Source organism: Xanthomonas sp. NCPPB 2864, assembly GCF_056675615.1.
Genome location: NZ_JBWWVS010000002.1, coordinates 215,112 through 239,585, shown reverse-complemented (window position 1 = coordinate 239,585; position 24,474 = coordinate 215,112). Strand labels below are relative to the sequence as shown.

The window sequence follows — 24,474 nt, the reverse complement described above, 5'->3', positions numbered from 1 at the left end:
ATCTCAGAAGCGTTGTGCAAACCGAGCGGTTGTTTTATTTGCGACGTGCCTTCGTGCCGAACTGTGTAACGCAGCTGGGATTGCATACGTCGGAACGTGGCGCGCACAGAGTCACTGCACCAGTGGCGTATCGGCGTCATCTCTTCATCGCAGTGCAGTGCGTCGATGCCAACCCGCATCCATGACGCTGCAAAAAGCTGCAGTACCACTTCGCCACCACGCATAGATCCTGATGGAGGGTCGCCTGGTTGTAGCAGTCATCGCGCGCGACGCGCTGACTGAGCACCATGTGCGCCGCAACATCGGCGCGCCATCTGTGCAGACGCACAGCGACGCGCACACCAGTATGCTTCGAAGATACAGGCCTGCCGCGTATCATGCGCACTCTTTCACCCTCCAGGACGGACCCATGGCCGTACGCACGCTCAACGAATTTCTCGCCCATTCCAAGGAAAAGGATGTCAGCCCCGATCCGTTCGAACTGGAAAATCCGCACCTGCTGGAGGTGCGCCTCGACGGCATGGTGTGGTCCAAGGCTGGCGCCATGGTCGCACGCACCGGTAACGTCAAGTTCACCCGCGAGGGATTGCTGGAACAGGGCCTGGGCAACCTGCTGAAGAAGGCGGTCAGCGGCGAAGGCATGCAGCTGATGAAGGCCGAAGGCCAGGGCCGGGTGTATCTGGCCGACCTCGGCAAGCTGGTGACCTTGTTGCGTTTGAATGGCGAAGCGATCTTCGTCAACGGTAACGACGTGCTGGCGTTCGAATCCGGCGTCGAGCACAAGATCACGATGATGCGCAAGGTGGCCGGCATGCTGTCCGGCGGCCTGTTCAACGTGCGCCTGAGCGGCCACGGCATCGTGGCGATCACTTCGCACTACGAGCCGCTGACCCTGCCGGTCACCGCCGCCAGCGGCCCGGTGTTCACCGACCCCAATGCCACCGTGGCCTGGTCGGGCACGCTGTCCCCGGAGTTGGTCACCGACGTGTCGATCGGCACGCTGTTTGGCCGCGGCTCGGGCGAAAGCCTGCAGATGCGTTTTGCCGGCGAAGGCTGGGTGGTGGTGCAGCCGTACGAGGAAGCCAGCTTCCAGGCCAAGGGCTGATCCAGGCCGCCCGGCAGCAATTAACAATGCGCATCGCCTGGTTGCACGCTGCGCAGCGGGGCAGTTTTCCGGTCACGGCGCAGTGCGCAGTGACAGCTGCGCATCCCAGCCCCCCCTGTAGGAGCGCCCCCGGGCGCGAGGGCCTTCCCGGTAACGCCGCGTCGTCCCGGTAACGCCGCATCGCGCCCTGGTGCGCTCCTACGGGTTTCCTGCAGTCTGCCGCGCGCTGCACAGCTACCGGGCTGCCCTAGCCTGGCATTGCGTAGTCACACCACCGTAGGCAACAGATGATTGCGTTGACGGCACCTCGTAGGAGCGCCCCTGGGCGCGAGGGCCTTCCCGGTAACGCCGCATCGTCCCGGTAACGCCCCATCGCGCCCAGGTGCGCTCCTACGAGTTTCCTGCAGTCTGCCGCGCGCTGCACAGCTACCGGGCTGCCCTAGCCTGGCATTGCTTAGTCACGCCACCGTAGGCAACAGATGATTGCGTTGACGGCACTCTGTAGGAGCGCCCCTGGGCGCGAGGGCTTTCCCGGTAACCCCGCATCGCGCCCTGGTGCGCTCCTACGGGGTCTCCTGCAGTCTGCCGCGCGCTGCGCAGCTACCGCGCTGCCCTAGCCTGGTATTGCGTAGTCACGCCACCATAGGCAACAGATGATTGCGTTGACGGCACCTCGTAGGAGCGCCCCCGGGCGCGAGGGCCTTCCCGGTAACGCCATATCGCGCCCAGGGGCGCTCCTACGCGTTCCGGCTCTGATGCATCACACCCAGCCGCGCTTGCGGAACCATGCCAGCGGCACCAGCATGCTCAGCACGATCACGCCCAGCGCCCAGTAATACGCGTCGTGCCACTTGAGCTCTGGCATGTAGGCGAAGTTCATGCCCCAGATGCCGACCAGCACGGTGGGCGGAATGCCGACCACCGAGGCCACCGCCATCACCTTCATCACGTTGTTCTGGTCCATGTTGATCATGCCCAGCACGCTGTCGAGCAGGAACTCGATGCGGTCGTCCATGTGCTGCTGGAACTCGCTCAAGGTGGTCAGGTCCTTGTGCAGCAAGCCGATGCGTTTGGCCGCATCGGCACCGAACCAGTCCGGCGCAGCGCCATCCAGATAGGTGACCAGGCGCAGCAGGCCTTGCCCGGCATTGTGCAGCCCGCCCAGACGCCGGCCCATGCCTCCGACCTGATGCAGCATGCGCTCCAGGTCCTTGGTTTTGTGCGGGTTGTCGAACACCTGCCGGGTGGTATCGGTGACCTCGGCTTCCAGCGATTCCAGCCGGTCTGCCAGGCGCCCCACCAACTGGTCGAAGATGCGCAGCAGCAGATCGTCGGCGCTATGGCAGGGCTCATGCGCAAGACGCGCGGCCACCGCATCCAGCGAACCCATGTGCTGCTCGCGAAGGGTCACCAGCATGGTCGGCGACAACGCAAAGCCCAGCGGCGCAGTCGGGCCATCGTCGTCCTGAAAGCGCGGCACGTTGAGAAACAGCACCTCGCCCTGGCGCCGCACCCGGCTGGAGAATTCGATCTCGCCGATGGCCGCACGATCCGGCAGCGCAAAGCCCACCTTGTCTGCGGCCTGCGCCAGTTCTTGCGCACTGGCCTGGCACAGGTCGACCCAGCACCCTTGCGTGTGCTGTGTTCCGGCAATCGGGTGCGTCGTGATCATGCGATGGGCCGTGGCGATGGATGGCGGCGAGCATCCCGTTCCACCCGATCCGCGTCAACGTCGCGCGCAAAACGCGCTTAGCTGCCAGTGGCCTTTATCGCAGCGCCGTGCAGCCACAGACGCCAAGGCCCCGCGGTGCGGGGCCTTGATGAGGTCTTCGGTGGATGTCTTGGCTGATATGCGCGCTCAGCCGCTGCGCGTCTGCTGCCGCTTCACCGCATAACCGATTGTCAAGATCAGGAACCACACCGGGCTGGCCAGCAAGGCCTGGCGCGTGTCGGCCTGCAAGGTCAACAGCACGATGACGAAGGCGAAGAACGCCAGGCACACGTAGCACATCAACACGCCACCGGGCATCTTGAACGCCGATGCCGCGTGCTGCTCGGGCCGCTTGCGCCGGTACGCGATGTAGGCGCACAGGATCAGCGACCATACGAACATGAAGAGCACCGCCGACAAGGTGGTGACCAACGTGAACGCAGTGACCAGGTTCGGGATCAGGTACACCAGCATCGCGCCCAGCAACAGGCACAGGCAGGAGAACAGCAGGCCACGTGCCGGCACCGCTGCACGCGAGAGCTTGGCAAAGCCCTTGGGCGCATGCTGCTCCTCGGCCAGGCCGTAGAGCATGCGGCTGGTGGAGAAGATGCCGCTGTTGGCCGACGAGGTGGCCGAGGTCAGCACCACGAAGTTGATCAGGCTCGCCGCCGCCGGCACGCCGGCCAGCACGAACAGCTCCACGAACGGGCTCTTGTCGGCCACCACCTGCCGCCACGGCGTCACCGCCATGATCGCGATCAGCGCCAGCACGTAGAAAATCAAAATGCGCACCGGGATCGAGTTGATCGCCTTGGGCAGGTTGCGGCGCGGGTCTGCGGTTTCCGCAGCGGTGGTGCCGACCAGCTCGATGCCGACGAAGGCGAACACCGCGATCTGGAACCCGGCAAAGAAGCCGCCAATGCCCATCGGGAACATGCCACCGTCGTTCCACAGGTTCGACAGCGAGGCCACATTGCCCGACGGCGAGCGGAAGCCCCAGGCCACCAGCCCGGCGCCGGTGAGGATCAAGGCGCAGATGGCGATGATCTTGATCAGCGCGAACCAGAACTCCATCTCGCCGAACAACCTGACCGTCACCAGGTTCAGGCTCAGCAGCAACAGCACGCACAGGATGGCCGGGATCCACGGCGCCAATCCGGGAAACCAGAACTGCGCATAGGCGGCGATCGCGATGACGTCGGCGATGGCGGTGATGATCCAGCAGAACCAGTACGTCCACCCGCAGAAGAACCCGGCCCACGGCCCGAGCAGATCGGTGGAGAAGTCGATGAACGACTTGTACTCCAGGTTGGACAGCAGCAGCTCGCCCATCGCGCGCATCACGAAGAACAGCATCGCGCCGATGATCAGATAGACGAACAGGATCGACGGGCCAGCCAGGCTGATCGTCTTGCCCGAGCCCATGAACAGCCCGGTGCCGATCGCGCCACCGATGGCGATCAGCTGCAGGTGGCGATTGGACAGGCTGCGTTGCAGATGATCGGGCGCGGACGGATCGGACATGGGGCACGGCACCGGCAAGTGAACAAGCCGTCAAAAATACGAGATCGCGGCAGCGCGCACCAGCGGTTTGCGCTGCGGCGCCGGGTAGGCCGCAGCGTGCGCAGGCGAACCGTGGTTGGCTTGCCCCATCGTGGTGCGCTGCATATCCGTGCGTCCACCGCTGCGTTCATTGAGGAACCACAGCCATCGGGGATGCGCGCAACGCATCGCCGGAGCAGTCATCGCCCTGCCTGGCACTGGTGCGTTGCAACGCTGTCCACTCGCACAGCACACGCACATGCACTACCAGGGCATGAGCACAGCCTTTCCACCACGTCCGCAGCATGCCTGCCGTTACGTCCGTCACCCGCGCAGCGCAGCATGACCACCGGCCGCTGTCGATGCATCAGCGCACACCGCCGACAACCGCGGCGCGGCATCCCGCACAAACCGCGATCCCCATTCCAGTGCGGCCGCTCGCCTGCCGCGGCTCCCACACTCCTGCCCGCTTCCTTGACCCGGCGCACGGACCGCAGATGACCATCGCTGGTCTCCTGCGCGGGCCATCCCTCAGGACACTCCCATGCGCTCTCATGCCCATCTGCTGCTTGGCCTGGCCTTGCTGACTCCCGTGACCGCACTGGCCGTGCAGGTCGACACACGCGGACACCTCACCGATGCGCGCGGCCAGGCGCTGCAGGTACGCGGCGTGACCTGGCCCGGCTTCGATCGCGCGGCGCTGGCGGCTACCGGACTGCGCAGCAATACGCTGCAGCAACTGCTGGATCAGATGCAGGCATCGGACATCAATACCGTGCGCGTGCCGATCTGTGCGGCAACCCTGCAAGCCAGGCCGGTGGCCGCCGCCGAGGTAGCCGGCGACCCCGCGCTGGCTGGCCTCACGTCCCTGCAGTTGCTCGACGCCGTGGTGCGCGCCAGCACCCAGCGTGGCATGCAGGTGCTGCTCGCCTTTGCCGATAGCGCTTGCGACGATGCATCGCCGCAGTTGGGTACGCAGCACGACGCCTGGATGGATGGCCTGGGCCTGCTTGCGCGCCGCTACGGCAGCACCGCTGGCGTGCTCGGGATCGACCTGGGCAGCAGCGGCTACCGCAATGCCAACTGGGCGGGCAATACGGCAGACACCGACTGGAACCGCATCGCTACGCGGGCAGCGGCCGCAGTGCTGAAGCAGGCGCCGGCCTGGGTGATCGGTGTGGAAGGCGTGGGCAACGACGCGCTCTGCAGCGATTCCGCACGCAAGGCCGCCGGCAGCAATCTGCAGCCGCTCGCCTGCGTGCCGCTGCGCATTCCGCGCGCACATCTGCTGCTGATGCCGAAGCTGGCCGGGCCGGATCGCGACGCGGCGGACGCGTTTGCAGCGGCCGACTTTCCGCGCAGCCTGCCGGCGAGCTGGCAGCGCGACTTCGGACAATTCTCCGCCGATCACGCGGTGCTGCCGGTGAGCCTGGGCGGCGGCCTGGGCGATGGCGATCCACGCGACCGGGCATGGCAACACGCATTGAGCGGGTATCTGCGCAACACCGGCATGCGCAGTGCCGTGCTCGGCAGTTGGGAGGTGGGCAATGCCAACAACGGTGGCCTGCTCGCCAATGATGGCAACCCGCGTGCCGACAAGCTGCAGGTCCTGCATCAGGCCTGGGGGCTGACGAGCGCCAGCGCCGCCACGCCATCGGCAAAGACGGCCGCTGCGGCGGATGCCAGCAAGGCCACTGGCTGGAACAGCACCTTCACCGGCACCGCGACCTATACCGGCTCCGGCTATTCCGGCGGTGCGGTGCTGCTGGATCCGATTCCGAGCAATGCCTTCATCACCGCGCTCAACCCCACCCAGATGAACTTCGGCGGGGTCAAGGCCGCACTGGCCGGCGCCTATCTGGAAGTGACCGGGCCCAAGGGCAAGACCGTCGTCTACGTCACCGACCTGTACCCGGAGGGCGCATCGGGCGGCCTGGATCTATCGCCCAACGCGTTCGCGGCCATCGGCGACACCGTGCAGGGGCGCATCCCGATCAGCTGGAAGATCGTGCGCGCGCCGACCACCGGCAACGTGCAATACCGTATCAAGGAAGGCAGCTCGCGCTGGTGGGCCGCGATCCAGGTGCGCAATCACGCCTACCCGGTGGTCAAGTTCGAAGTGAAACAGGGCAGCAGCTGGAAGAGCCTGCAGAAGATGGACTACAACCACTTCCTCGGCGAGCAGCTCGGCAACCAGCCCTTGTCCATTCGCATCACCGATATCCGTGGCAAGGCCATCCTGGACACGATTCCTGCGCTGCCGGAAGACGGCAACAAGCCGGCGTACTTCGAACCCGGGCATGTGCAGTTTCCTTGACGAGGGCATCGCGCCCTCGGCAATCTGGCTTTGGAGCATCCAACGGTGCTGAAAGAGTCTCAGTACCGGCTGCGCATACCCGGTGGCTACTCAATTGCTCTGTTAGCCGCTCTCACCCACCCGCATCAACCACCCGCAAGCCCGCCACCGACGCGGCCGGGCAATGCCTGGTCGTCGTCTTCTTCCAGATCGCCCACCTCCTCGCGCAAACCGCCTTGCTGCGGGGTCTGTTCTTCCAGCGGGATTTCGTCTTCATTGGTATCCGGATCGGGCGTGCCGTGTGCCGACAGCCCGGCAATGGCGGTGGTCATCGGACGCGCAGTGCGTGGATTGAGCTGCATGAGGTGACTCCGATCGGTTCGAGTGAAGCACCGACAGTGCGCATCGCAGCGCTACCGCACCGTGATCCCGGGCAGGATCGTGCTGACATGCCGTTGACGTCGGCCACACCGCATTGGCCACGACTATCATGGCCGCAATTTTCCGAGGCCACGTCATGCGCCATCGCATCTGCCTTGCGTTCCTGCTCAGCTGCGGCCTTGCGCACGCAGCCGCGCCCGAGCCTGCCTCACGCCTGGATGCGGTGCTGCAATCCGGCGTGCTGCGGGTCTGCACCACCGGCGACTATCGCCCCTACTCGTTGCTGCGTGCCGACGGGCAGTTCGAGGGCAGCGATATCGCCCTGGCGCAGTCGCTGGCCGGCAGCCTGGGCGCGCGCGTGGCGTTCGTCCGCACCAGCTGGCCGCAACTGATGCCCGACCTGCTCGCCGATCGCTGCGACATCGCGGTCGGTGGCATTTCGGTCACCTTGCAGCGGCAACGCCAGGCCAATTTCAGCGCGGTGCTGGATGTGGACGGCAAGATTCCGCTGGTGCGCTGCGCCGACCAGGCGCGTTACCGCAGCCTGGCGCAACTCAATCGCCCCGAGGTGCGTGTGATCGAACCGCCCGGCGGTACCAACGAGGCCTTCGCGCGCCAACAATTGCCGCGCGCGCACCTGCGCCTGTTCGCCGACAACACCACCATCTTCCAGGAGCTGCTGCAGCAGCGCGCGGACGTGATGATCACCGACGCCTCCGAAGCGCTCCACCAGCAGGCACGCCTGCCCGGCCTGTGCGCAATCGCACCGGAGCAGCCGCTGCAATACGGCGAAAAAGCCTTCCTGCTACCGCGCAACGACCAGCCCTGGAAAGCGTACGTCGACCAGTGGCTGCACCTGAGCAAGGCCAGCGGCGAGTACGCGCGCATCGTTGAAACCTGGCGCGCACCGCGCAAGGGATCCACTTCGCCCCCGTAAAAACCGGGATTGGGGAGTCGGGATTGGGGATTGGTAACGGCGTCAAAGCGTGTTGTCGCTGGTGTCACTTGCCGCTGCCAATCCCGAATCCCGATTCCCCAATCCCCGCTCTCAAACAATCTTCGTCCGCCGCCACCACCGCGACACCTGCTCCTCGCGGATCAGCGTGAACAGGCCCGCGCCCAGAATCAGTGCGATGCCGACCGCCATCGGCCAGTCCAGGTGGTCGTGGAACAGCAGGTAGCCGAAGGCGATCGCCCACAGCATCTGGCTGTATTGGGTGGGCGCAACCACGCTCACCGGCGCCATGCGCGTGGCATACATCAGGCAGATCGCTGCCAGGCCGGCAAGCAGGCCGTAGCCGGCCAACAACCCCCACTGAGACAGCGTGGGCCAGACAAAGGTCGGCAACATCATGATCCCGCCCATCACCAACGGGCCGATCACCCCGGCGCCGTACAAGGTCAGGCGTTTTTCGCTATGCCCGGCCATGCGCAGCGTGATGACCGAGATCGCACCGACCAGGCCACACACGATCGCAGCCACATGCCCGTGGGTGAGATGGCGAAAGCCCGGGCGCAGCACGATCAATACACCGATGAAGCCGACGATTACTGCCGACCAGCGCCGCCAGTGCACTTCTTCCTTGAGGAACACCACCGACAGCACGGTGACGAAGATCGGCATCAGGAAGATCAGCGCAAACGCCTCGGCCATCGGCAAGGTGGTGAACGCAATCACCGAGGTCAGATTGCCGATGGCACCGGTGAGCGCACGCAACAGCCACAGGCTGGGTTGCTTGGCCATCACCAGTTCGCGCAACCGGTCGTCCGGCTTCTTCAAAAATGGCACAGCCACCAGCATCAGCAGCGCACCGAGAAACAGCACTTCGTAGACCGGCAGCGTGCCTTCCAGCAGCTTCACGAACGCATCGCTGATCGAATAGGCCGCATAACAGGCAAACCCCAACAACACACCCTTCAGCATTGCCGATCCTCCACGGTTGGCGCCAATCGGACAACATGTCGATGGGGGCAAGCGCGCAGTATGCGGTGCGGCGTGCGTCAGAGGAATCGGCGCATGCATCCGGGCACGACGGCTCATGCATCACCACCGGCATACCATTGCAGACGGCCCGCCGCCCCACGTCGCTGCAGAGACCGCCGCTGCGCCGCCGCGCCATCATGCCGGCGGTGCGCTGGATGCGCATGCGTGATGGGGTCGGTTACGATGCCAGTCCATCCCTCGCACCAGCAGCGCGCGTGACGCGCGCCCACCAGACCAGCGACTCGTGCCCCACTACTCCGGCCCATTACTCATTTCCTCCGATGCCCAGGCGCTGCTTGCCGCGCGCGGCAGTGGTCTGACCCAATGGACCGGCTCGCTGGACCTGGGCCGCAGTACCGGCACCGCGCAGCTGGATGCGCAGACCTGGCAGTGGCGCGGCAGGGGCTACCCGTATCCGGGCAAATTCAAGGAGCGCACGCTGTACTTCTGGGACGGTGATGATTTCGCCCCGATCTCGCGTTTCAGCGGCGCGCTGATCAAGCTCGTTCCCACCGAATGGGGTGCGCCCACCTTCGAGATCGATGGCATCAAGATGCTGCCGTCGGCGCAGCTGTCGCCGTTCGACGATGCGCGCCGCAAGGTGGCGCTGGTCGACCCGCGCGGCAAGATCGTGCTGGATACCTGCGGTGGGCTGGGCTACTTCGCCGCCTGCTGCCTGGAAGCCGGGGTGGCGCAGCTGCACTCGTTCGAAAAGAATGCCGACGTGCTGTGGTTGCGCACGCTCAATCCCTGGTCGCCGGACCCGGACGATGCCGCCTACGGCGGACGCCTGCAGCTGACCCACGCCGATATCTCGCAGCACATCACCACGCTGGCGGACGATTCGGTCGATGCCATCCTGCACGACCCGCCGCGCTTCGGCATTGCCGGCGAACTGTATTCGCAGCTGTTCTACGACCAGCTGGCGCGGGTGCTGCGGCGTGGCGGGCGCCTGTTCCATTACACCGGCGCGCCCAACCGGCTCACCAGCGGGCGCGATGTGCCCAACGAAGTGAGCAAACGCCTGAGCAAGGCCGGCTTCAGCACGCAACTGGCGCTGGATGGTGTGCTGGCGACGCTGCCGGCACGGCGCTGATTGCAGGATGTTTGCCGCAACCGAAAACGCGCCGTCATTCGCCGCCAGCTGCCTGTCGACGCTGCACGCGAAACCGCAATGCAGCAGACAGATGCCGACCCGGGTGCTGGCCGTCGCTGTCTGACTGAAGTGCGGCCTGCGTGCCAGCCACGCCTGACCAGCAAACGGATCTGCGATACTGCAGCGCCCACGACAAGGACGTTGCATGCGCATCCGCTTTCCGACCTGGTTGCTCGCCGCGCTGTTGGTGATGACCGGCGCACACGCGCAGACCGCGCCGCAGACGTCGCCGCCGCCGCAGCCCATGTCCGAAGTCACCACCCGCCATCCGGTGATCACCGCGGTCCTTTCCGGGCGTACGATTCGCCTGGGCGAACACGCCGGCAAGTGCGCAATCCTGCGCGATGACGAAGTGCTCCCGCTGGGCATCGGCACACCGTGCTACTTCAGCACCAATCGCCAACACGGCGCCCAGGTGCACCACTTCCACGGCAGCGACATCGTGCTGGTGCAACATGCCCACCCCACCTCTGCGCCGGACTGGGATATCAAGCTGTACGGGGCGATCTGCGCGTTCGAAGCGCAGGCCGTGCGCGAAGTCGATGGCGTGCTGGAACCCGGCAGCGTCGCCACTTCCTGGCACTGTGACCCGACCATGGGAGGCGATCAGAAGCAGTTCGTCTACAGCTATGACACCTGGCCCAAGCGCGAGACGCAGCCGCCATCACGCAAGCAAAAGCAAAAGCAGACACAGCCCTGATGGCCACATGATGCGCAGGCATCGATCGGCGCAAACGGTTGCCACGGCCTTGTGACCCGACGGCTGATCAACCCCGTGTACCAAACAGCGGCTTGCCGCACGCCTGCGCAGCCGCGTCGTCGTCGACAGCACGGCACCGCAGTTGCGCATGCTGTGCAACCACCGCGCAGCTCATCGCCTGCCGCGTCGGTACGTCGTCCAGGCAACGTAGGTGAACCAGGCGATGAGCGCCAACGGCACACTGGTCAGCAACGCATCCCAGCAGACGGCGATCCAGAACCGCTGCGGGTCAGCATCCGCGTAGAAGATCCTGGTCGGCCGGCCGCGGATGACGCTGATATAGCGCCCCGTGACGATCGCCTCGAGCACCAGCCACAGCCGCATGCAACAGGCGATCGCCACGACAACGGCTCCCCCGCCGATGATCCATTCGTGGATCCGGGACGCTGCGGGAGCTGGCGCAGGTGGCGGTGATTTGGGCCGCTTCTTTTTCACGCAGGCATCGGTTCGATGGTGGCGGCGCAGTGTACGCGCAGCGCAACCGGCCGAGGCCATCCATCGCACGCATGCAACACCTGGTGGGCGCGCAGCGAGCGCATGACACGCACCTGCCGGCTGCATGCGGCCGCTATACTGATGGCGCAGCGCACTCGCTCAGAGTGAATGGAATGCTCCACGCTGCATTCGTCTCAGGGAAGATGGCCAGCAACAGTGCAACATGGATTGTCCGGGCGCTTCCTTGGGGTTTTTGCCGTCTTCGCCATGCAGTGGCAACAACGGCCTCGTACCAAGGATCTTTCGCTTTGAAGACGTTCACCACTTTCCTGCTTGTCTCTCTCAGTCTGCTGCTGTCCGCCTGCGGTGGAGGTACCACCACCGGCGCCTCCAAGCTCTCCTCCAGCGACTACCTGCTGCACAACATCTCGGTCTGGAATGGCGCGGTCACCATCATCGACCCGTGGGTGTCGGGCGATCGCGGGCAGAGCCTGGTGGCCGATGCCATCGCGCACAAGCCGCTGGACAGCTACAAGACCGCGCTGGGCAGCCAGCGCAAGGCACTGGCCGCCAACGCGCAGGCCAATACCGCCATGGCCGCGGGCGTGCCCGACAACGCCAAGGACCTGGACGGCAAGCTGTCGGCCTACCTCAAGCGTGCCGACGCGATGATGGCCGCGCTCGAACGCGTGGCGGCCCTGCCCAACGGCTACGGCAACGCCGAGCTGGCACCGTTGGCCAAGGATCTGGAAACCGTGTCCACCCAGCTCAACGCTGATATGGAAGCGCTGAATACCGCGCAGCGCGCGTACGCCAAGCAGCACAAGATTGCGATGCAGGAAGTCAGCCAATAAGCAGCGCAGCATTGGTTTCCCCTGCAGGCCGGCATGGTCTGCAGGGGCGATCGCAACACGCCGCTCAGCTGCTCAGACCGAACATCAACGAGCGATGCGTTGCCACGCCGGCCATTGCGCCGCTGGCAACCGCAAAGGCGATCGATGCCGCCGGGTTGGCCACATCGCCGCAGGCAGCGATACCCGGCACCGAGGTGGCCTGCATGGCATCCACCGCGATATGACGGCCCAGCGGCCCATCGCTGGTGCTGCATCCCAGCGATGCGACCAAGGCACTGAGTTCGGTCTGAGTGGTGATGAACAAGCCATCCAGCGCGCAGACCTGCCCATCGCGTAACACCAGCTCCAGCACGTCGCCATCGCCTTGCAGCGCCGCCACTGCACCGCCCACCACCTGCACGCCACGTGCCTGCAAGTGCGCGTGCTGCGCCTCGTCCAGCACCACAGCGTCGTTCAAGAACAGCTGTGTTGCGCCCCAGTCCGGCAGCATGGCCGCCTGATGCACCGCAAAGGCGGAGGTGGCGAGCACGCCGATGCGGCCCTGGCCCAGCTCATAGCCGTGACAGTACGGGCAGACGAACACCTGCGTGCCCCATCGCTCTGCCAGGCCGGCCAACGCCGGCAGACGATCGACCACCCCCATCGCCAAAACAAGGCGACGCGCGGTATGCGTGGAGCCATCGGCCAGCGTCACCTCGAAGGCTTCCGCCTCGCCGCGTAGCTGTATCACCTGGCCGTCGGCCCATTGCACGCTCGGATAGGCCAGCAGCTGCGCGCGTCCGGTCTCGGCAATCTGCGCAGGCGACGCACCGTCGCGGCCGAGAAACCCGTGTGAGGTGGTGGCAAAGCGATTGCGGCGCTGGCCGCTATCGATCACCAGGACCGCCCGCCGTGCACGCGCCAGCTGCAGCCCGGCCGACAGTCCGGCATAGCTGCCGCCAATGATGATCACGTCGTGCTGCATGTCCGCTCCCGGTTGAAATCCGCTTTATGTACTTTTCGATGTTACATGAAAAGACCGGCGATTCAACCGCGCTGTACTGACGTTGCTACCTGCTCGATGGTTGAAGGATTGCGTGTGCGACCGAGGGGTGATGCGCTGCCCGCTGTCGCGATTGTCGTGATCGGCTGCGATTCGCGTCATCGCCTGAAAGCAATGGGCAGTGCGGCGTGGCGGTGCTGCGCGGGTGCGCATATACGGCCACGTCAGGAAACGACAGCGTCCTGGCAACTGTGCCTGGCTAAGCGCGCCCTGTCTGCGATCGATGCCGACCGGCTGCCGCAAAGCGCATGCATACGCGCCGCACGGGACTGCAAGCGCAGGCACACCGCGCGCCTGCCATCCCGGCTGCACGCCATGTACAACGGCGTATGCAACAGCTGGTGTGCGTCAGCGCCTGCGTTTGCCTGTCGGCGAACCGGCGGGCAGCGCGGCCGCCGTGCACAGTGCATCGAACTCGTCCGCCAGCGTTGCCAGCGTCACCGTGCCCAGGCGCTGCAGCAACACGGTTTGTGCCTCGGCCAGCGCGTCGGCGATGGCTGCGTTGACCACGCGCTCCACGCCACACTGCGGGTTGGGGTGATCGGCGCCGATCGCAAACAGATGCGGGCCGCCCACTGCACGGTGCACGTCCAGCAATGTCACCTGGGTCAGGTCGCATGCGATATGCCAGCCACCGTTGTGGCCCTTGCTCGACTGCACGTAGCCGGCAGCGCGCAAGCCGGCCATGGTCCGACGCACCACCACCGCATTGGTCGACAGCATGCCGGCGATCTGCTCGGAGGTCATCGGCTGCTGGCTTCTGGCCATGTGCAACAGCACATGCAGCATGCGGGAAAGGCGGCTATCGGTTCGCACGCGGTCTCGGTTCGCTCAATCGACGGAAGGCAACGTGGCAGCGCCACCGCACGATTGTGCCGCAGCCCCGCGCAGATGTCGCAGCCGGTGCCGCGCAGCCGCGCATGCGGCAGTCAAACCACCGCCCATTGATCGCGCCCGGCGGTCTTGGCGGCATACAGCGCAAGATCGGCCTGCCCCAGCAGCACATCCAGGCCGCTCCCCGCAGTGACGCTCACCGCGCCCATGCAGAAGCGCACTGGCTGGTTGGCGGGCAGGCCGGCGATCTCGATCGCGGCCACCGCGTTGCGCAGCCGTGCGAACACCGCCGGAATCTCCTCTGCGCTGCAGCCCGGCAGCACCAGCAGGAACTCTTCGCCGCCCAGCCGGCCCAGCCGATCCTGCGTGCGCAGCGCCAACCTGGAGGCGCTGGCAAGCGCCTTGAGCACGGCATCGCCGGCGGCATGCCCATGCATGTCGTTGATCAGCTTGAAGTGGTCCAGATCGATCAATGCCAGCATGCACGGGACCTGCGAGCGCACCGCCTGCTCGACCTGCTGCTGCGCCTCGGCGCGAATGGCGCGGCGATTGGGCAGGCCGGTGAGTTCGTCGCGCATCGCCAACCGCGAGAGTTGCCTTCGATGGCGCGCACCGAAGGCCAGCACCACCAGCGCGCCCAGCAATAGCAGGCAGGCCGCGCAGAGCGCAATCCACAAGGCGCGTTGCCCGGCTTCGCGGGCCTGCAACGCCAGTTGCGCGGTCTCGCTGCGGCGGCGCAGCTCGGCGGTTTCCGCGCCACGGCGTGCATCTTCGTAACGCGCCTGAAGGCGCAGCATCACGGTATCGCGCTGGCGATCCAGGCTCTGCGCGCGCAGCGTGTTGGCGCGCTGCAGTTCCTGGTAGGCCTCGGCATGCCGCCCCTCCGCTGCCAGTGCCTGCGCAATGGCATCGAGCAGTCGCGCGCGCCGCACCAACGGCAGATTGGGGTCGTCCGCTGCCCGGGCCGCGATGATCTCCATGCCGAGGCTGCCGGACTTGAGCGCGGTCAATGCCTGCAACAACACCGCATGGCAGGCGGCCACGCGGCCGACATTGCCCTGGCGTTGCATCAACGGCAGCGCCTCGCGCGCCATTGCCAGTGCTGCAGCGGCATCGCCGGCGTCGATCAGCACCTCGCTGGCGCTAGTCAATGCCGCGGCCACGCCGGCCTGATCGCCCAGCTCGCGGCTGAGCGCCAGTGCGCGCCTGAAATGCAGCAGCGACGCGTCCGGCTGCTGCGCTGCCAGCGAGGTGCCGTATTCGTATTCGATCAGGCTGCGCTGGAAGCGTGCCGGCTGGCCGCGCAGGCGCGCCAGGGCGCGCAGCAGATAGTCTTCGGCGTCGTTGTCTTCTGCCGAACGACCACCCACGCGGCTGGCCAGCGAGCCCAGCTGGGTCAGGGCATCCAGCTCCAGGCTCAAGTTGTGTTCGCGCACCGCGCACTGGTAACTGGCCTGCGCCGCGTTCCAGGCCTCGTCGCTGCTGCCGGAGGCGAGCATGCTCCACATGTCGACCGCTTCGATCTCGCACAGCAGATCGTTACGCCCCAGCGCGCGCGCCTGCTGACGCAGCGCTTCCAGCCGCGCCAGCATGCCGCGGTTGGGGCTCTCGCGCACATCGCTGAGCGCCTGCACGATCGCCAGCCACAGCTGCGCCTGCGCCGCGTTGCCGCGCACCCGTTCCAGCATCGCATGCGCCTGGGCCAGGACTGTCTGGCGGCGCTCGGTCTCTTCCAGCGAAATCAGCACCCGCGCCTGCGCCAGCAAGGCCCAGAACTGCGCATCGGCGTCGCCATCGCTGCGGGCACGCTCGAACGCGGCCTGGGCGGCCTGCAGGGCGGCCCTGGGGTCGTCGATCGCGGCGGTCTCGATGCTCTTCCACGGCTGCGGCTGCGCCCACAGCATCGCGCTGAACAGCATTGCAGCCATCCCCACGGCCATGCGCCGCCAGCGTGGCGTCGCACTGCTCATCGACACCTCACGGCGACGATGAGCCACACCGCATGGCTGCCGTGCACAGCAAGCGCCGCCCGGCCCGCATCGGGTTTGCTGGTTGCTGCGGCACTCGAGCTCTCCCATGGTTGGCTGGCAGTGGAATCGGGGCGATGTCGGCGTCTGACTGACGCCACTTCGATGCAAAAACACGCGGTCATGATGACCGGCGAACACGGCAGGTCATGTGATCGCCACGCTATGCGTCAAGATCGATAGCGGCCTGCATGCAGCGGGCTTGAATCGGCCCGCAGATCGCATGACCGCGGCCTGCGGCCGTGCTCCTTGGCAAGCGCTGCGCCCCGGAGGGCGACCCGCGCCGTCGTGGCTGCTGCACATCGCCACATGCAACCACCCCGCGCCAGCCACGTAAACTGCGGCACGGCACCTGCCGCCGCCCCCCGGATCCTGGAGACGCCGTGACATCCCGCCTGCCCCGCCTGCTCACGCTGCTCGCCGTCGCCTTGCTGTCGGCCTGCGCCACCCAGGCGCCGCGTGCGCCACAGCGCTCCCCGGACGCGGTCAAGGCCGACATCGCGCGGCGCCTGCCGGCCACGCTGGGCGATCGCAACGGCTGGGCCGACGATGTCTACGTGGCGCTGTCCTCGCAGGGGCTGGACACCAGCGCTGAGCACATCTGCGCGGTGCTGGCGGTGACCGAGCAGGAGTCGACCTACCAGGCCAACCCGGTGGTACCCAATCTCGGCAAGATTTCGCGTGCCGAGATCGACCGCCGCGCCAGCGCGCATCACATCCCCGGCTTCATGGTCGATGCCGCCCTGCGCATCGACTCGCCCGACGGCCGCAGCTATGCCACGCGCATCGCAAGCGCGCGCACCGAGCAGGAGCTGAGCCGTATCTTCGAAGACTTCACCGGCAGCGTGCCGCTGGGCGCGCGTTTGTTCGACGGGCTCAACCCGGTGCATACCGCCGGGCCGATGCAGGTCAGCATCGCCTTTGCCGAGCAGCATGCCGAGCGCTACCCGTATCCGCCCGGCGACTCGATCCGCCACGAGGTGTTCAGCCGTCGCGGCGGGCTGTGGTTCGGCACCAGGCACCTGCTCGGGTATCCGGCCAGTTACGACGCCCTGCTGTACCGTTTTGCCGACTTCAATGCCGGCTGGTACGCCAGCCGCAATGCCGCCTTCCAGGCGGCGCTGAGCAGGGCCAGTGGCATCGCGCTGACCCTGGACGGCGACCTGCTGACACCGGGTGCCAGCCTGGATGCGCCCGGCGGCACCGAACGCGCCGCACGCGCCCTGGGCAGCCAGCTGGCGATGAGCGACCGGCAGCTACGCCGCGCCCTGGAAGCCGGCAACTCTGCCGATTTCGAAGACACCGCGCTGTATCGCCAGGTCTTCGCGCTGGCCGAGCGCAGTGCCGGCAAGCCGCTGCCGCGCGCGGTGCTGCCCGGCATCACGCTGGAAAGCCCCAAAATCACCCGCACCCTCACCACCGCCTGGTTCGCGCAACGCGTGAACGAGCGCTGGAAGCGCTGCATGGGCAAGTAAGCGACTGGCTTGCCGCGCTGCGAGCACTGCCTGCGCTGCGCACCGCCATCTCATTCCCCGCTCAGGCGACTGGTCAACACATCGCCGACAACAGGGCCATGTTCCACCTTGCCATCGCTGCCGCGTTGATAGTTGATGCCGACCCGACACGCGGCAGGGTGCATCTCCCAGACCCAGCCATACAGGGCGCGCCCGGTGTCTGGCGGCGAGCGCAGCGGCATGTTCATGCGCAGCCCATCGTCCTGGCCTCGGTCCAGTGTGCACATGACGGTGCCGGCGCCGTCGTCTTCAGCATCCGGGTCGACGTCGTCCACATGGGTGATGGTGGCGATGATCGCTTCGGCAGTCACCCGTTGCTGTAACGCGCGTGGAAGATCGGCAAGCGGGGGCGCAGCGCGTCCACCGGATGGCTCCTCGACAAATGCATCGCCCAACCCCACCTTGCGAAAGTAGTATTCGCTGCGACCCAGCGTTTTCGAGCCATCCATGGCCGTTGCCATGTCTGCCAGCTCGTCGGCGCGCAGCAGGAACATGTCGGTCCCCGAGCGCATGACCACCAGCTGCGCATCGTTGGCATCGCTACCACTGGAGTCGCTGCGCAACCGAATATCGAGCGTCACCTGTTCGTCGCCAATCTCGGTCTGCGTTACCGCGTAGCGGCCCGCATACGCACGCACATCGGTGCGTGCAAGGCTGCGATGATCGATTTTCCAAAACAGTAGGCGATACTGGCCGTTGGGCTCGAGCGCCAGCATGCGATGCCAATCGATATACGACGAAAGGTACACGCCGTGCAGGTCGTTGCCGGACTGTGGCGCGTTGAAGAGGCCCTCGAACATGGAGCGCTGCGCTGCGGGCAATGCCTCGCCATTGGTCGTAGGTGCATCGGCGACGATTGCAGGGCCGTCGACAGCATCGCGAAGCCGGGTGTGCAGCGCCAACGCATCGACCTTGTCGACCCGCAACATCTGCATCGAAAACAACATCTGATCGATCTCGTAGACCTCGCCCGCAGCCAGTGCGCCGCACTCTTTGCGCGCGGCGGCGAGCAGGGCCGATGGGATCAGGGAGTCGCAGAATTCCGCCTCGCACAGGGACTGGTTGAAGAAGTCGTCCAGGCTCCAGGTCAGGTCAGCGGCGGCTTTGGAGACCGGGTCCAGGTAGACCACGTCTTCGTCGGTGGCGGTCAGCTTGCGGTAGTACAGCAGCGCGCCGAAGGGGGTGAGCGAGATCGGAATACGCCGCACCGCATCGGGTGGCGAGACGATCCAGCGATCCAGCACCGGTTGCCATTGCCGGGGGTCGATCAGCGCGAGTTGCATGTCGCCATAGTGCCCCAGTCCTTTTTGGCGCCAGAGTTCAAGCAGGCTGGCGGGCAGCAGCGGCGCATATGCGGCAATCAGGTCCGCCGGGGCAGGCTGCGTCTTGCGCGGCGGGTGCGCCTTGATAAAGCGGGACAGTGCCAAGCGGCGGAACCATGACATCAGACGGCCTCCAGTCAACGTTACGTGCGTGCAGTAAACCCAAATCGTGCCGCATGGCCCTGTGTGGACGCCGGGAAGCGGAGTTCATGCCGGGACATTCCCGCAGTCAGTGGCTGGCCGAGCACCGGCGCGCGTGCAGTCCACGGGTGTGATCTCCCTCGATGGGCATCGCGCTCGACGAACCTCATCGGTCACGCTGTGGCGGTGCCGGACCGGGCGATGCGCTCGGCAACCGCTCCACCACAGGCCCGCCCCGCGTCGGCCGCCGAAACGCGTGCGGCCCGCCCCAGTCGACAATGGCGCGAACACGACTTCTGGCAGAGGCGCCCGGCCCCTCTGGCGGGTAGCATCGGACGGTCGCGCCGACCGCGTTGCGCGCTCCTTTCGTCCCGGAGAGTCTTTCATGCCCACCCCGTTGCCGTTGCGGCAGCTGTTCGCCGCCATCGCCCTGGCCACTCTGCCGGCACTCGCCAGCGCACAGACGCCTGCCGTGACCGAGGCCGACTACGCCCGCGCCGAGCGCCTCACCAGCTATCTGGCGCAACCGTTGGTCGATCACCAAGCCACCCGCATCGACTGGCTGGACGCCACCCACGTGGTCTATGTCGACCACGATGCCAAGGGCAACCAACTGTTGCAGCTGGACACCGCCACCGGCAAGAGCGCGCCGATCTTCAAGCAGTCCGCGCTGGTCGCCTCGCTCAATACGCTGCTCAAGACCGGCGACAAGCCGCTCAAGGCCGACACCTTCGCCCCGGTGGTCAAGCGCACCGCCGATGGCCGCTACCGCCTCAACGTGCGCGACACCGCCGTGGTCTGCGATGCGCGTGCGCGCTGCAGCAAGCTGTACGCAAAGGACAAGGCCGAGCCGGGCGTGCTGTCGCCGGACAAGCGCAGCGAAGCCTTCATCCGCAACTGGAACCTGTGGGTGCGCGATCTCGCCAGCGGCCAGGAGACCCAGCTCACCCGCGACGGCGTGGAAAACTTCGGCTACGCCACCGACAACGCCGGCTGGCAGCACAGCGACAACGCCATCGTTGCGTGGTCGCCGGACTCGCGCAAGATCGCCACCTTCCAGCAGGACCAGCGCAAGACCGGCGACATGTACCTGGTCAGCACCAAGCTCGGGCATCCGGAACTGCAGTCGTGGAAATACCCGCTGGCCGGCGACAAGGACGTGACCATGATCGAGCGCGTGGTCATCGACGTGCCCACGCGCAGCGTGCTGCGGCTGAAACTGCCGCCCGACCAGCACCGCTCCACCCTGTGCGATGACGTGAGCTGCTCGCCGGGCCTGTGGGACGATGTGAAGTGGGCGCCGGACGGCAAGACGCTGGCCTTCGTGTCCACCTCGCGCTTCCACAAGCAGGCCTGGTTGCGCATTGCCGATGTCGCCACCGGCGACGTGCGCACCGCCTTCGACGAAACCGCCAAGACCTATTACGAAAGCGGCCAGGTCGCCGCCAACTGGGCGTACCTGCCCGGCAGCAACGAGGCGGTGTGGTTTTCCGAGCGCAGCGATTGGGGCCAGCTGTATCTCTACGACCTGGCCACCGGCAAGCCCAAGCGCGCGATCACCACCGGCGAGGGCAACGTCACCGAACTGCTGCGCGTGGACCCGGTGACGCGCACCGCGTGGTTTGTCGGCGTCGGCCGCAGCCTGGGCGTGGACCCGTATTACCAGCAGCTGTGGAAGGTAAGCCTGGACGGTGGTGAGCCGGTGCTGCTCACGCCAGAAGTCGCCGACCACAGCATTGCGCTGGCACCCGATGGCGCCCGCTTTGTCGATACCTACTCCACCTCGGTCACGCCGCCGGTCACGCTGCTGCGCGATGCCGGCGACGGACGCACGGTCAGCACGATCGCCACTGCCGACATCAGCCGCCTCAAGGCGGCCGGCTGGGTGCCGCCGGAGCCGATCACGGTCAAGGCGCGCGATGGCAAGACCACGCTGTATGGCTTGATGTTCGAGCCCAGCAACTTCGACCCGGCGCGCAAGTACCCGATCATCGATTACGTCTATCCCGGCCCGCAGACCGGTTCGGTCCGCGGCCGCAGTTTCCTTGCCGGCCATGGCGACAATCAATCGCTGGCGGAGCTGGGTTTCATCGTGGTCGCCATCGACGGCATGGGCACACCGTGGCGCTCCAAGACCTTCCACGACACCTGGTACGCCAACATGGGCGACAACACCCTGCCCGACCAGGTGGCCGGCCTGAAGGAACTCGGCCAGCGCTATCCGTGGATCGACCTGGGCCGCGTCGGTATCTGGGGCCACTCCGGCGGCGGCAATGCATCCACCGCCGCGATGCTGCGCTACCCGGACTTCTTCAAAGTGGCCTGGTCGGAAAGCGGCAACCACGACAACCGCGGCTACGAGGACGACTGGGCCGAGAAGTATCACGGCGAGCACATCGTCAACAAGGACGGCAGCTCCAACTACGACGACCAGGCCAACGCCACCCACGCCAGCAAACTCAAGGGCAAGCTGATGCTGGTGCACGGCACCCTGGACGACAACGTGCCGCCGTATCTCACCCTGCTGGTGGCCGATGCCCTGATCAAGGCCAACAAGACCTTCGACATGCTGATGCTGCCCAACGCCAAGCACGGCTATGGCGAGCTCACCCCGTATGTCAGCCGTCGCCGTTGGGACTACTTCGTGCAACACCTGCTCGGCGCCACGCCACCGGCCGACTACCAGATGAAGCCGATGCCCAAGAACTGAGCGCACGCACGCAAGGCAGCCGGCGACCTGAAGGCCCCTGCCACGTAGGAGCGGCCCCGGCCGCGACACTCACCGATCGCTGCGCAGCTTGGCCGCACGTTCCATCCGGACAACGCCGGATGGAACCACCACCCGCCTACTTCGCCGTACTGCCACCCAACTGCGTGCTCAGGAACGCCAGCAAGCGGGTGTAGTATTCGCGACGATGCGGCTCGGTGTAGAAGCCGTGGCCTTCATTGGGGAAATACAGCGCCTCCACCGGCACGCCGGCGCCTTTCAGTGCGCGCTCCATGCGCTTGGTGTGTTCGATCGGCGCACGCTCGTCCTTGCCGCCTGCCGCCAGAAACACCGGCACCTTGATCTGCCTGGCCAGCATCACCGGCGAGCGTGCCGCCAGGGTGTCGCGGGCGCCCAGCCAGTCGCCGGTCCAGTTCTTGGCCCAGCGCGCGTAGCGCGCGGTGTCGCGCGCCATCATGTCCAGATCGTAGACGCCGACATAGCCGGCGGCGCAGCGATACAGGGCCGGCTCCTTCGCAACACCCATCAGCGCAGCGTAACCCCCGTAGCTGGCGCCGTAGAGACAGATGCGCGAGGCATCGGCCACGCCTTGCGCGATCGCCCAGCGGGTGGCGTCGGTGAGATCGTCCTGCATGCGCCCGCCCCACTCCCTGGCGCCGGCCTGGGTGAAGGCACGCCCGTAATTGGCCGAACCGCGGTAATTGACGCGCAGCACCGCGTAGCCCGCGGCGGCCAGCAGTTGCGCCTCGTCATCGAACTCCCATTTGTCGAAGACATCGAACGGCCCGCCGTGCGGCATCACGATCAACGGCAGCGGCGTGCCTGCCTCGGCATGCAGCGGCTGGGTCAGATAGCCGTGCAACTGCAGGCCATCGCGCGCCTGGAAACTTACCTGCCTGCTCGCCGGGACGGCATCGGGCGGGAACCACTCGCGGCGGCTGAACACGCGGTCGGCATGCTTGCTGACCGTATCGAACAGGTAATAGTCGCCGTTATTGCGATCGCTCCACACATACACCAGCACCAGACGACGGTCGCGGGTGGCCGAGGTGATGTAGACCGCGTTGCCGTCGAAGGCTTTTTCCAGACTGCGGTAGAGCCTGGCCGTCGGCGACTTCTCGTCGAAAAAGCGGTTGCGCACCCGGTCGCTCATGTAGGACGCGCCGATCGGCGTGGTGCCGTCCAGATCGCGCAGGATCCGGTAGGGGTCGACGGTGTCGTCGTGCAACAACGGCGTGGATTTGCCGCTGGCCGGGTCCCATCCCACCAGCACATCGGTGCCGCTCGCCTGTTCCACCTGCAGATAGGCCTGGCTGCCATCGGCCGCAAAACCGAGCGGAAATTCGCGATGCCCGCTGCTGGCGGCATCATTGACCAACCGCCACGGTGCGGCATCGTCGTCGCGGTAATACAGCTTGCTGACGTTGCTCACGTCGGCGCCGTTGGCAAAGCGGATGCGTCCCTGCTGATCGGTCACGAAGTTTGCGCGCCGCACCGGCGAGGTCGCCACGGTACTGCGCCGGCCGGTCTGGATGTCCAGCTTGTCGATGCGGATGTTCGGGTCGCCGACGAACGGGATCGTCGACACCAGGATGTTGCGCGGATCGCCCGGCAAGGTATCGAGCATGAACGTGCCTGGCTCCAGGTCCATCTTCAACTGCACGCCGTTGATATCCGGATTGGTGCCATAGGGGCTGGCCAACAGGCGGCCATTCTTGCCATCGGCGTCGATGGCATGCAGCTGGCCGATCGCCATCGGCTCGTCGCGCGACCCCAGCCGCTGCGCCATCGACACCACGATGCGGTCGTCGCTGGCCCACCAGAAATCGTCCACCACGCTATTGGCGCCACCGGTGACTTTCGCGGTGGCCACCTTGTCCTGACGCCGTACGATGCCCAGCACGGTGCGATCTTCCAGCGGCATGGTGAGTGCAAAATACTCACCCGTCGGCGAGATCTTGATCCGCTCGAACTGGTCGCTTTTGAGATAGGGCGTCAGATCCAGCGGTTGCGACGGCGTCTGCGCGCGAGCCGGCACTGTGATGGTCATTGCCACTGCCAGCGCGGCAGTCGCCACCCTCATCCAATAATGCATTGCGACACTCCGCCTCTTCCTTGGTCCGCCTATGGTGGCAAAGGCGGTTTGTGGAGTCCATCGTCTGGCGCGGTGCCATGCAAAGCACGCGGCATCAATGTTGCTTGGCCTGCGCCGACATGCTCAGGTACCGGCGCGTGCGCGCGGGCCCAACAGACCGATACGCCGGAACCACATTTCCAGCGGCACCGTCACCAGCGGCGGCAACGCGGCCAGCAGGCTCAGCGCCCACGCCCACCACGGCCAGCGCAAGCGCAGCGCGGCAAGCACGCTGACCGCCACATAGAACAGGAAGGCCGCGCCATGCAGGCGCCCGAACAGCCACACCACAAGCTCGGTGGTGTGCGTGCCGTACTTGAGCAACATGCCGAGCAGCAACCCGGCCCAGGTCAGCCCCTCGATAAAGGCGGCCACCGCAAACAGCCGGCCGATCGGCGACAACGCAGAAGAAGCACGCATGCAACACTCCAGACGGACAGGGATTGCCGCGACGCGATGGCGGCGGCGACGCCCGCTGGCAGTTGCATTCTACAGAGCGCATCGCGCA

At 66.2% G+C, this 24,474-nt stretch carries 19 protein-coding genes; 8 read left to right on the top strand and 11 right to left on the bottom strand.

Annotation, left to right across the window (positions count from 1 at the left end):
- Positions 1-409: 409 nt before the first annotated feature.
- Positions 410-1,105: an AIM24 family protein gene (locus AC1KVE_RS06070; protein WP_039523320.1), complete on the top strand. Its 696-nt coding sequence runs from the start codon at positions 410-412 to the stop codon at positions 1,103-1,105.
- 760 nt (positions 1,106-1,865) lie between these two features.
- Here the strand turns inward: AC1KVE_RS06070 and AC1KVE_RS06065 are convergent.
- The gene (locus tag AC1KVE_RS06065) at positions 1,866-2,777 is read right to left on the bottom strand and encodes a CorA family divalent cation transporter (protein ID WP_039523317.1); all 912 of its coding nucleotides are present in this window, start codon (positions 2,775-2,777) and stop codon (positions 1,866-1,868) included.
- Positions 2,778-2,963: 186 nt separating this feature from the next.
- The gene (gene cycA, locus AC1KVE_RS06060) at positions 2,964-4,340 is read right to left on the bottom strand and encodes a D-serine/D-alanine/glycine transporter (RefSeq protein ID WP_104576603.1); all 1,377 of its coding nucleotides are present in this window, start codon (positions 4,338-4,340) and stop codon (positions 2,964-2,966) included.
- Between the two features lie 562 nt (positions 4,341-4,902).
- Here cycA and AC1KVE_RS06055 point away from each other — a divergent pair.
- On the top strand, positions 4,903-6,675 hold the full coding sequence (locus tag AC1KVE_RS06055; protein ID WP_481092207.1) for an expansin EXLX1 family cellulose-binding protein: 1,773 nt from the start codon (positions 4,903-4,905) through the stop codon (positions 6,673-6,675).
- Positions 6,676-6,800: 125 nt separating this feature from the next.
- On the opposite strand, the gene AC1KVE_RS06050 is transcribed toward AC1KVE_RS06055, so the two are convergent.
- Positions 6,801-7,016 (bottom strand): hypothetical protein, encoded by a 216-nt coding sequence (locus tag AC1KVE_RS06050; protein WP_024937810.1) that lies wholly within the window; start codon positions 7,014-7,016, stop codon positions 6,801-6,803.
- A gap of 155 nt (positions 7,017-7,171) precedes the next feature.
- Here AC1KVE_RS06050 and AC1KVE_RS06045 point away from each other — a divergent pair, with 155 nt between their 5' ends.
- The gene (locus tag AC1KVE_RS06045; RefSeq protein WP_481092208.1) at positions 7,172-7,972 is read left to right on the top strand and encodes a transporter substrate-binding domain-containing protein; all 801 of its coding nucleotides are present in this window, start codon (positions 7,172-7,174) and stop codon (positions 7,970-7,972) included.
- Positions 7,973-8,083: 111 nt separating this feature from the next.
- Here the strand turns inward: AC1KVE_RS06045 and AC1KVE_RS06040 are convergent, their stop codons facing one another.
- Positions 8,084-8,959 (bottom strand): DMT family transporter, encoded by an 876-nt coding sequence (locus AC1KVE_RS06040; RefSeq protein WP_046345616.1) that lies wholly within the window; start codon positions 8,957-8,959, stop codon positions 8,084-8,086.
- A 253-nt stretch (positions 8,960-9,212) separates the two neighbouring features.
- Between AC1KVE_RS06040 and AC1KVE_RS06035 the strand changes: the two genes are divergently transcribed.
- Both AC1KVE_RS06035 and AC1KVE_RS06030 read left to right on the top strand, forming a co-directional pair.
- Positions 9,213-10,115, top strand: a complete 903-nt coding sequence (locus tag AC1KVE_RS06035; protein ID WP_311539113.1) for a class I SAM-dependent methyltransferase — start codon at positions 9,213-9,215, stop codon at positions 10,113-10,115.
- Positions 10,116-10,320: 205 nt separating this feature from the next.
- A complete protein-coding gene (locus tag AC1KVE_RS06030; RefSeq protein ID WP_481092209.1) occupies positions 10,321-10,875 on the top strand; it encodes a hypothetical protein in 555 nt (184 codons plus the stop codon).
- A 171-nt stretch (positions 10,876-11,046) separates the two neighbouring features.
- On the opposite strand, the gene AC1KVE_RS06025 is transcribed toward AC1KVE_RS06030, so the two are convergent.
- Complete coding sequence (locus AC1KVE_RS06025) at positions 11,047-11,370, bottom strand: hypothetical protein (protein WP_230584020.1); 324 nt, start codon at positions 11,368-11,370, stop codon at positions 11,047-11,049.
- Between the two features lie 308 nt (positions 11,371-11,678).
- On the opposite strand from AC1KVE_RS06025, the gene AC1KVE_RS06020 reads away from it, so the two are divergent.
- Complete coding sequence (locus AC1KVE_RS06020; protein ID WP_481092210.1) at positions 11,679-12,224, top strand: hypothetical protein; 546 nt, start codon at positions 11,679-11,681, stop codon at positions 12,222-12,224.
- A 64-nt stretch (positions 12,225-12,288) separates the two neighbouring features.
- On the opposite strand, the gene AC1KVE_RS06015 is transcribed toward AC1KVE_RS06020, so the two are convergent.
- The 3 genes from AC1KVE_RS06015 to AC1KVE_RS06005 form a co-directional block, all read right to left on the bottom strand.
- The gene (locus tag AC1KVE_RS06015; protein WP_481092211.1) at positions 12,289-13,188 is read right to left on the bottom strand and encodes an NAD(P)/FAD-dependent oxidoreductase; all 900 of its coding nucleotides are present in this window, start codon (positions 13,186-13,188) and stop codon (positions 12,289-12,291) included.
- Between the two features lie 426 nt (positions 13,189-13,614).
- Complete coding sequence (locus tag AC1KVE_RS06010; RefSeq protein WP_221202421.1) at positions 13,615-14,055, bottom strand: Rrf2 family transcriptional regulator; 441 nt, start codon at positions 14,053-14,055, stop codon at positions 13,615-13,617.
- A 140-nt stretch (positions 14,056-14,195) separates the two neighbouring features.
- On the bottom strand, positions 14,196-16,070 hold the full coding sequence (locus tag AC1KVE_RS06005; protein WP_481093055.1) for a GGDEF domain-containing protein: 1,875 nt from the start codon (positions 16,068-16,070) through the stop codon (positions 14,196-14,198).
- A gap of 440 nt (positions 16,071-16,510) precedes the next feature.
- Here AC1KVE_RS06005 and AC1KVE_RS06000 point away from each other — a divergent pair, with 440 nt between their 5' ends.
- Positions 16,511-17,602, top strand: coding sequence for a DUF1615 domain-containing protein (locus tag AC1KVE_RS06000; protein ID WP_046345610.1), 1,092 nt, complete (start codon positions 16,511-16,513; stop codon positions 17,600-17,602).
- A 50-nt stretch (positions 17,603-17,652) separates the two neighbouring features.
- Here the strand turns inward: AC1KVE_RS06000 and AC1KVE_RS05995 are convergent, their stop codons facing one another.
- Positions 17,653-19,086 carry a GAD-like domain-containing protein gene (locus AC1KVE_RS05995; RefSeq protein WP_481092985.1) on the bottom strand — a complete coding sequence of 478 codons (1,434 nt, stop codon included), beginning with the start codon at positions 19,084-19,086 and terminating at the stop codon, positions 17,653-17,655.
- Positions 19,087-19,489: 403 nt separating this feature from the next.
- On the opposite strand from AC1KVE_RS05995, the gene AC1KVE_RS05990 reads away from it, so the two are divergent.
- Positions 19,490-21,814, top strand: coding sequence for a S9 family peptidase (locus tag AC1KVE_RS05990; protein WP_481092984.1), 2,325 nt, complete (start codon positions 19,490-19,492; stop codon positions 21,812-21,814).
- Between the two features lie 136 nt (positions 21,815-21,950).
- Here the strand turns inward: AC1KVE_RS05990 and AC1KVE_RS05985 are convergent, their stop codons facing one another.
- Together AC1KVE_RS05985 and AC1KVE_RS05980 are read right to left on the bottom strand one after the other, a co-directional pair.
- Entirely contained in the window at positions 21,951-23,882 is a 1,932-nt protein-coding gene (locus tag AC1KVE_RS05985) for an alpha/beta hydrolase family protein (protein ID WP_257998522.1), read from the bottom strand.
- Between the two features lie 168 nt (positions 23,883-24,050).
- Complete coding sequence (locus AC1KVE_RS05980; RefSeq protein ID WP_024937823.1) at positions 24,051-24,386, bottom strand: DUF3817 domain-containing protein; 336 nt, start codon at positions 24,384-24,386, stop codon at positions 24,051-24,053.
- Positions 24,387-24,474 lie beyond the last annotated feature (88 nt).

Bases quoted from the DNA above. Each gene is read 5' to 3' on its own strand.
- AC1KVE_RS06045 (WP_481092208.1), top strand. From the start codon at position 7,172: ATGCGCCATCGCATCTGCCTTGCGTTCCTGCTCAGCTGCGGCCTTGCG.
- AC1KVE_RS06055 (WP_481092207.1), top strand. From the start codon at position 4,903: ATGCGCTCTCATGCCCATCTGCTGCTTGGCCTGGCCTTGCTGACTCCC.
- AC1KVE_RS06015 (WP_481092211.1), bottom strand. From the start codon at position 13,188: ATGCAGCACGACGTGATCATCATTGGCGGCAGCTATGCCGGACTGTCG.
- AC1KVE_RS06030 (WP_481092209.1), top strand. From the start codon at position 10,321: ATGCGCATCCGCTTTCCGACCTGGTTGCTCGCCGCGCTGTTGGTGATG.
- AC1KVE_RS05995 (WP_481092985.1), bottom strand. From the start codon at position 19,086: ATGTCATGGTTCCGCCGCTTGGCACTGTCCCGCTTTATCAAGGCGCAC.
- AC1KVE_RS05990 (WP_481092984.1), top strand. From the start codon at position 19,490: ATGCCCACCCCGTTGCCGTTGCGGCAGCTGTTCGCCGCCATCGCCCTG.
- cycA (WP_104576603.1), bottom strand. From the start codon at position 4,340: ATGTCCGATCCGTCCGCGCCCGATCATCTGCAACGCAGCCTGTCCAAT.
- AC1KVE_RS06005 (WP_481093055.1), bottom strand. From the start codon at position 16,070: ATGAGCAGTGCGACGCCACGCTGGCGGCGCATGGCCGTGGGGATGGCT.
- AC1KVE_RS05980 (WP_024937823.1), bottom strand. From the start codon at position 24,386: ATGCGTGCTTCTTCTGCGTTGTCGCCGATCGGCCGGCTGTTTGCGGTG.
- AC1KVE_RS06070 (WP_039523320.1), top strand. From the start codon at position 410: ATGGCCGTACGCACGCTCAACGAATTTCTCGCCCATTCCAAGGAAAAG.
- AC1KVE_RS06010 (WP_221202421.1), bottom strand. From the start codon at position 14,055: ATGCTGCATGTGCTGTTGCACATGGCCAGAAGCCAGCAGCCGATGACC.
- AC1KVE_RS05985 (WP_257998522.1), bottom strand. From the start codon at position 23,882: ATGACCATCACAGTGCCGGCTCGCGCGCAGACGCCGTCGCAACCGCTG.
- AC1KVE_RS06065 (WP_039523317.1), bottom strand. From the start codon at position 2,777: ATGATCACGACGCACCCGATTGCCGGAACACAGCACACGCAAGGGTGC.
- AC1KVE_RS06050 (WP_024937810.1), bottom strand. From the start codon at position 7,016: ATGCAGCTCAATCCACGCACTGCGCGTCCGATGACCACCGCCATTGCC.
- AC1KVE_RS06040 (WP_046345616.1), bottom strand. From the start codon at position 8,959: ATGCTGAAGGGTGTGTTGTTGGGGTTTGCCTGTTATGCGGCCTATTCG.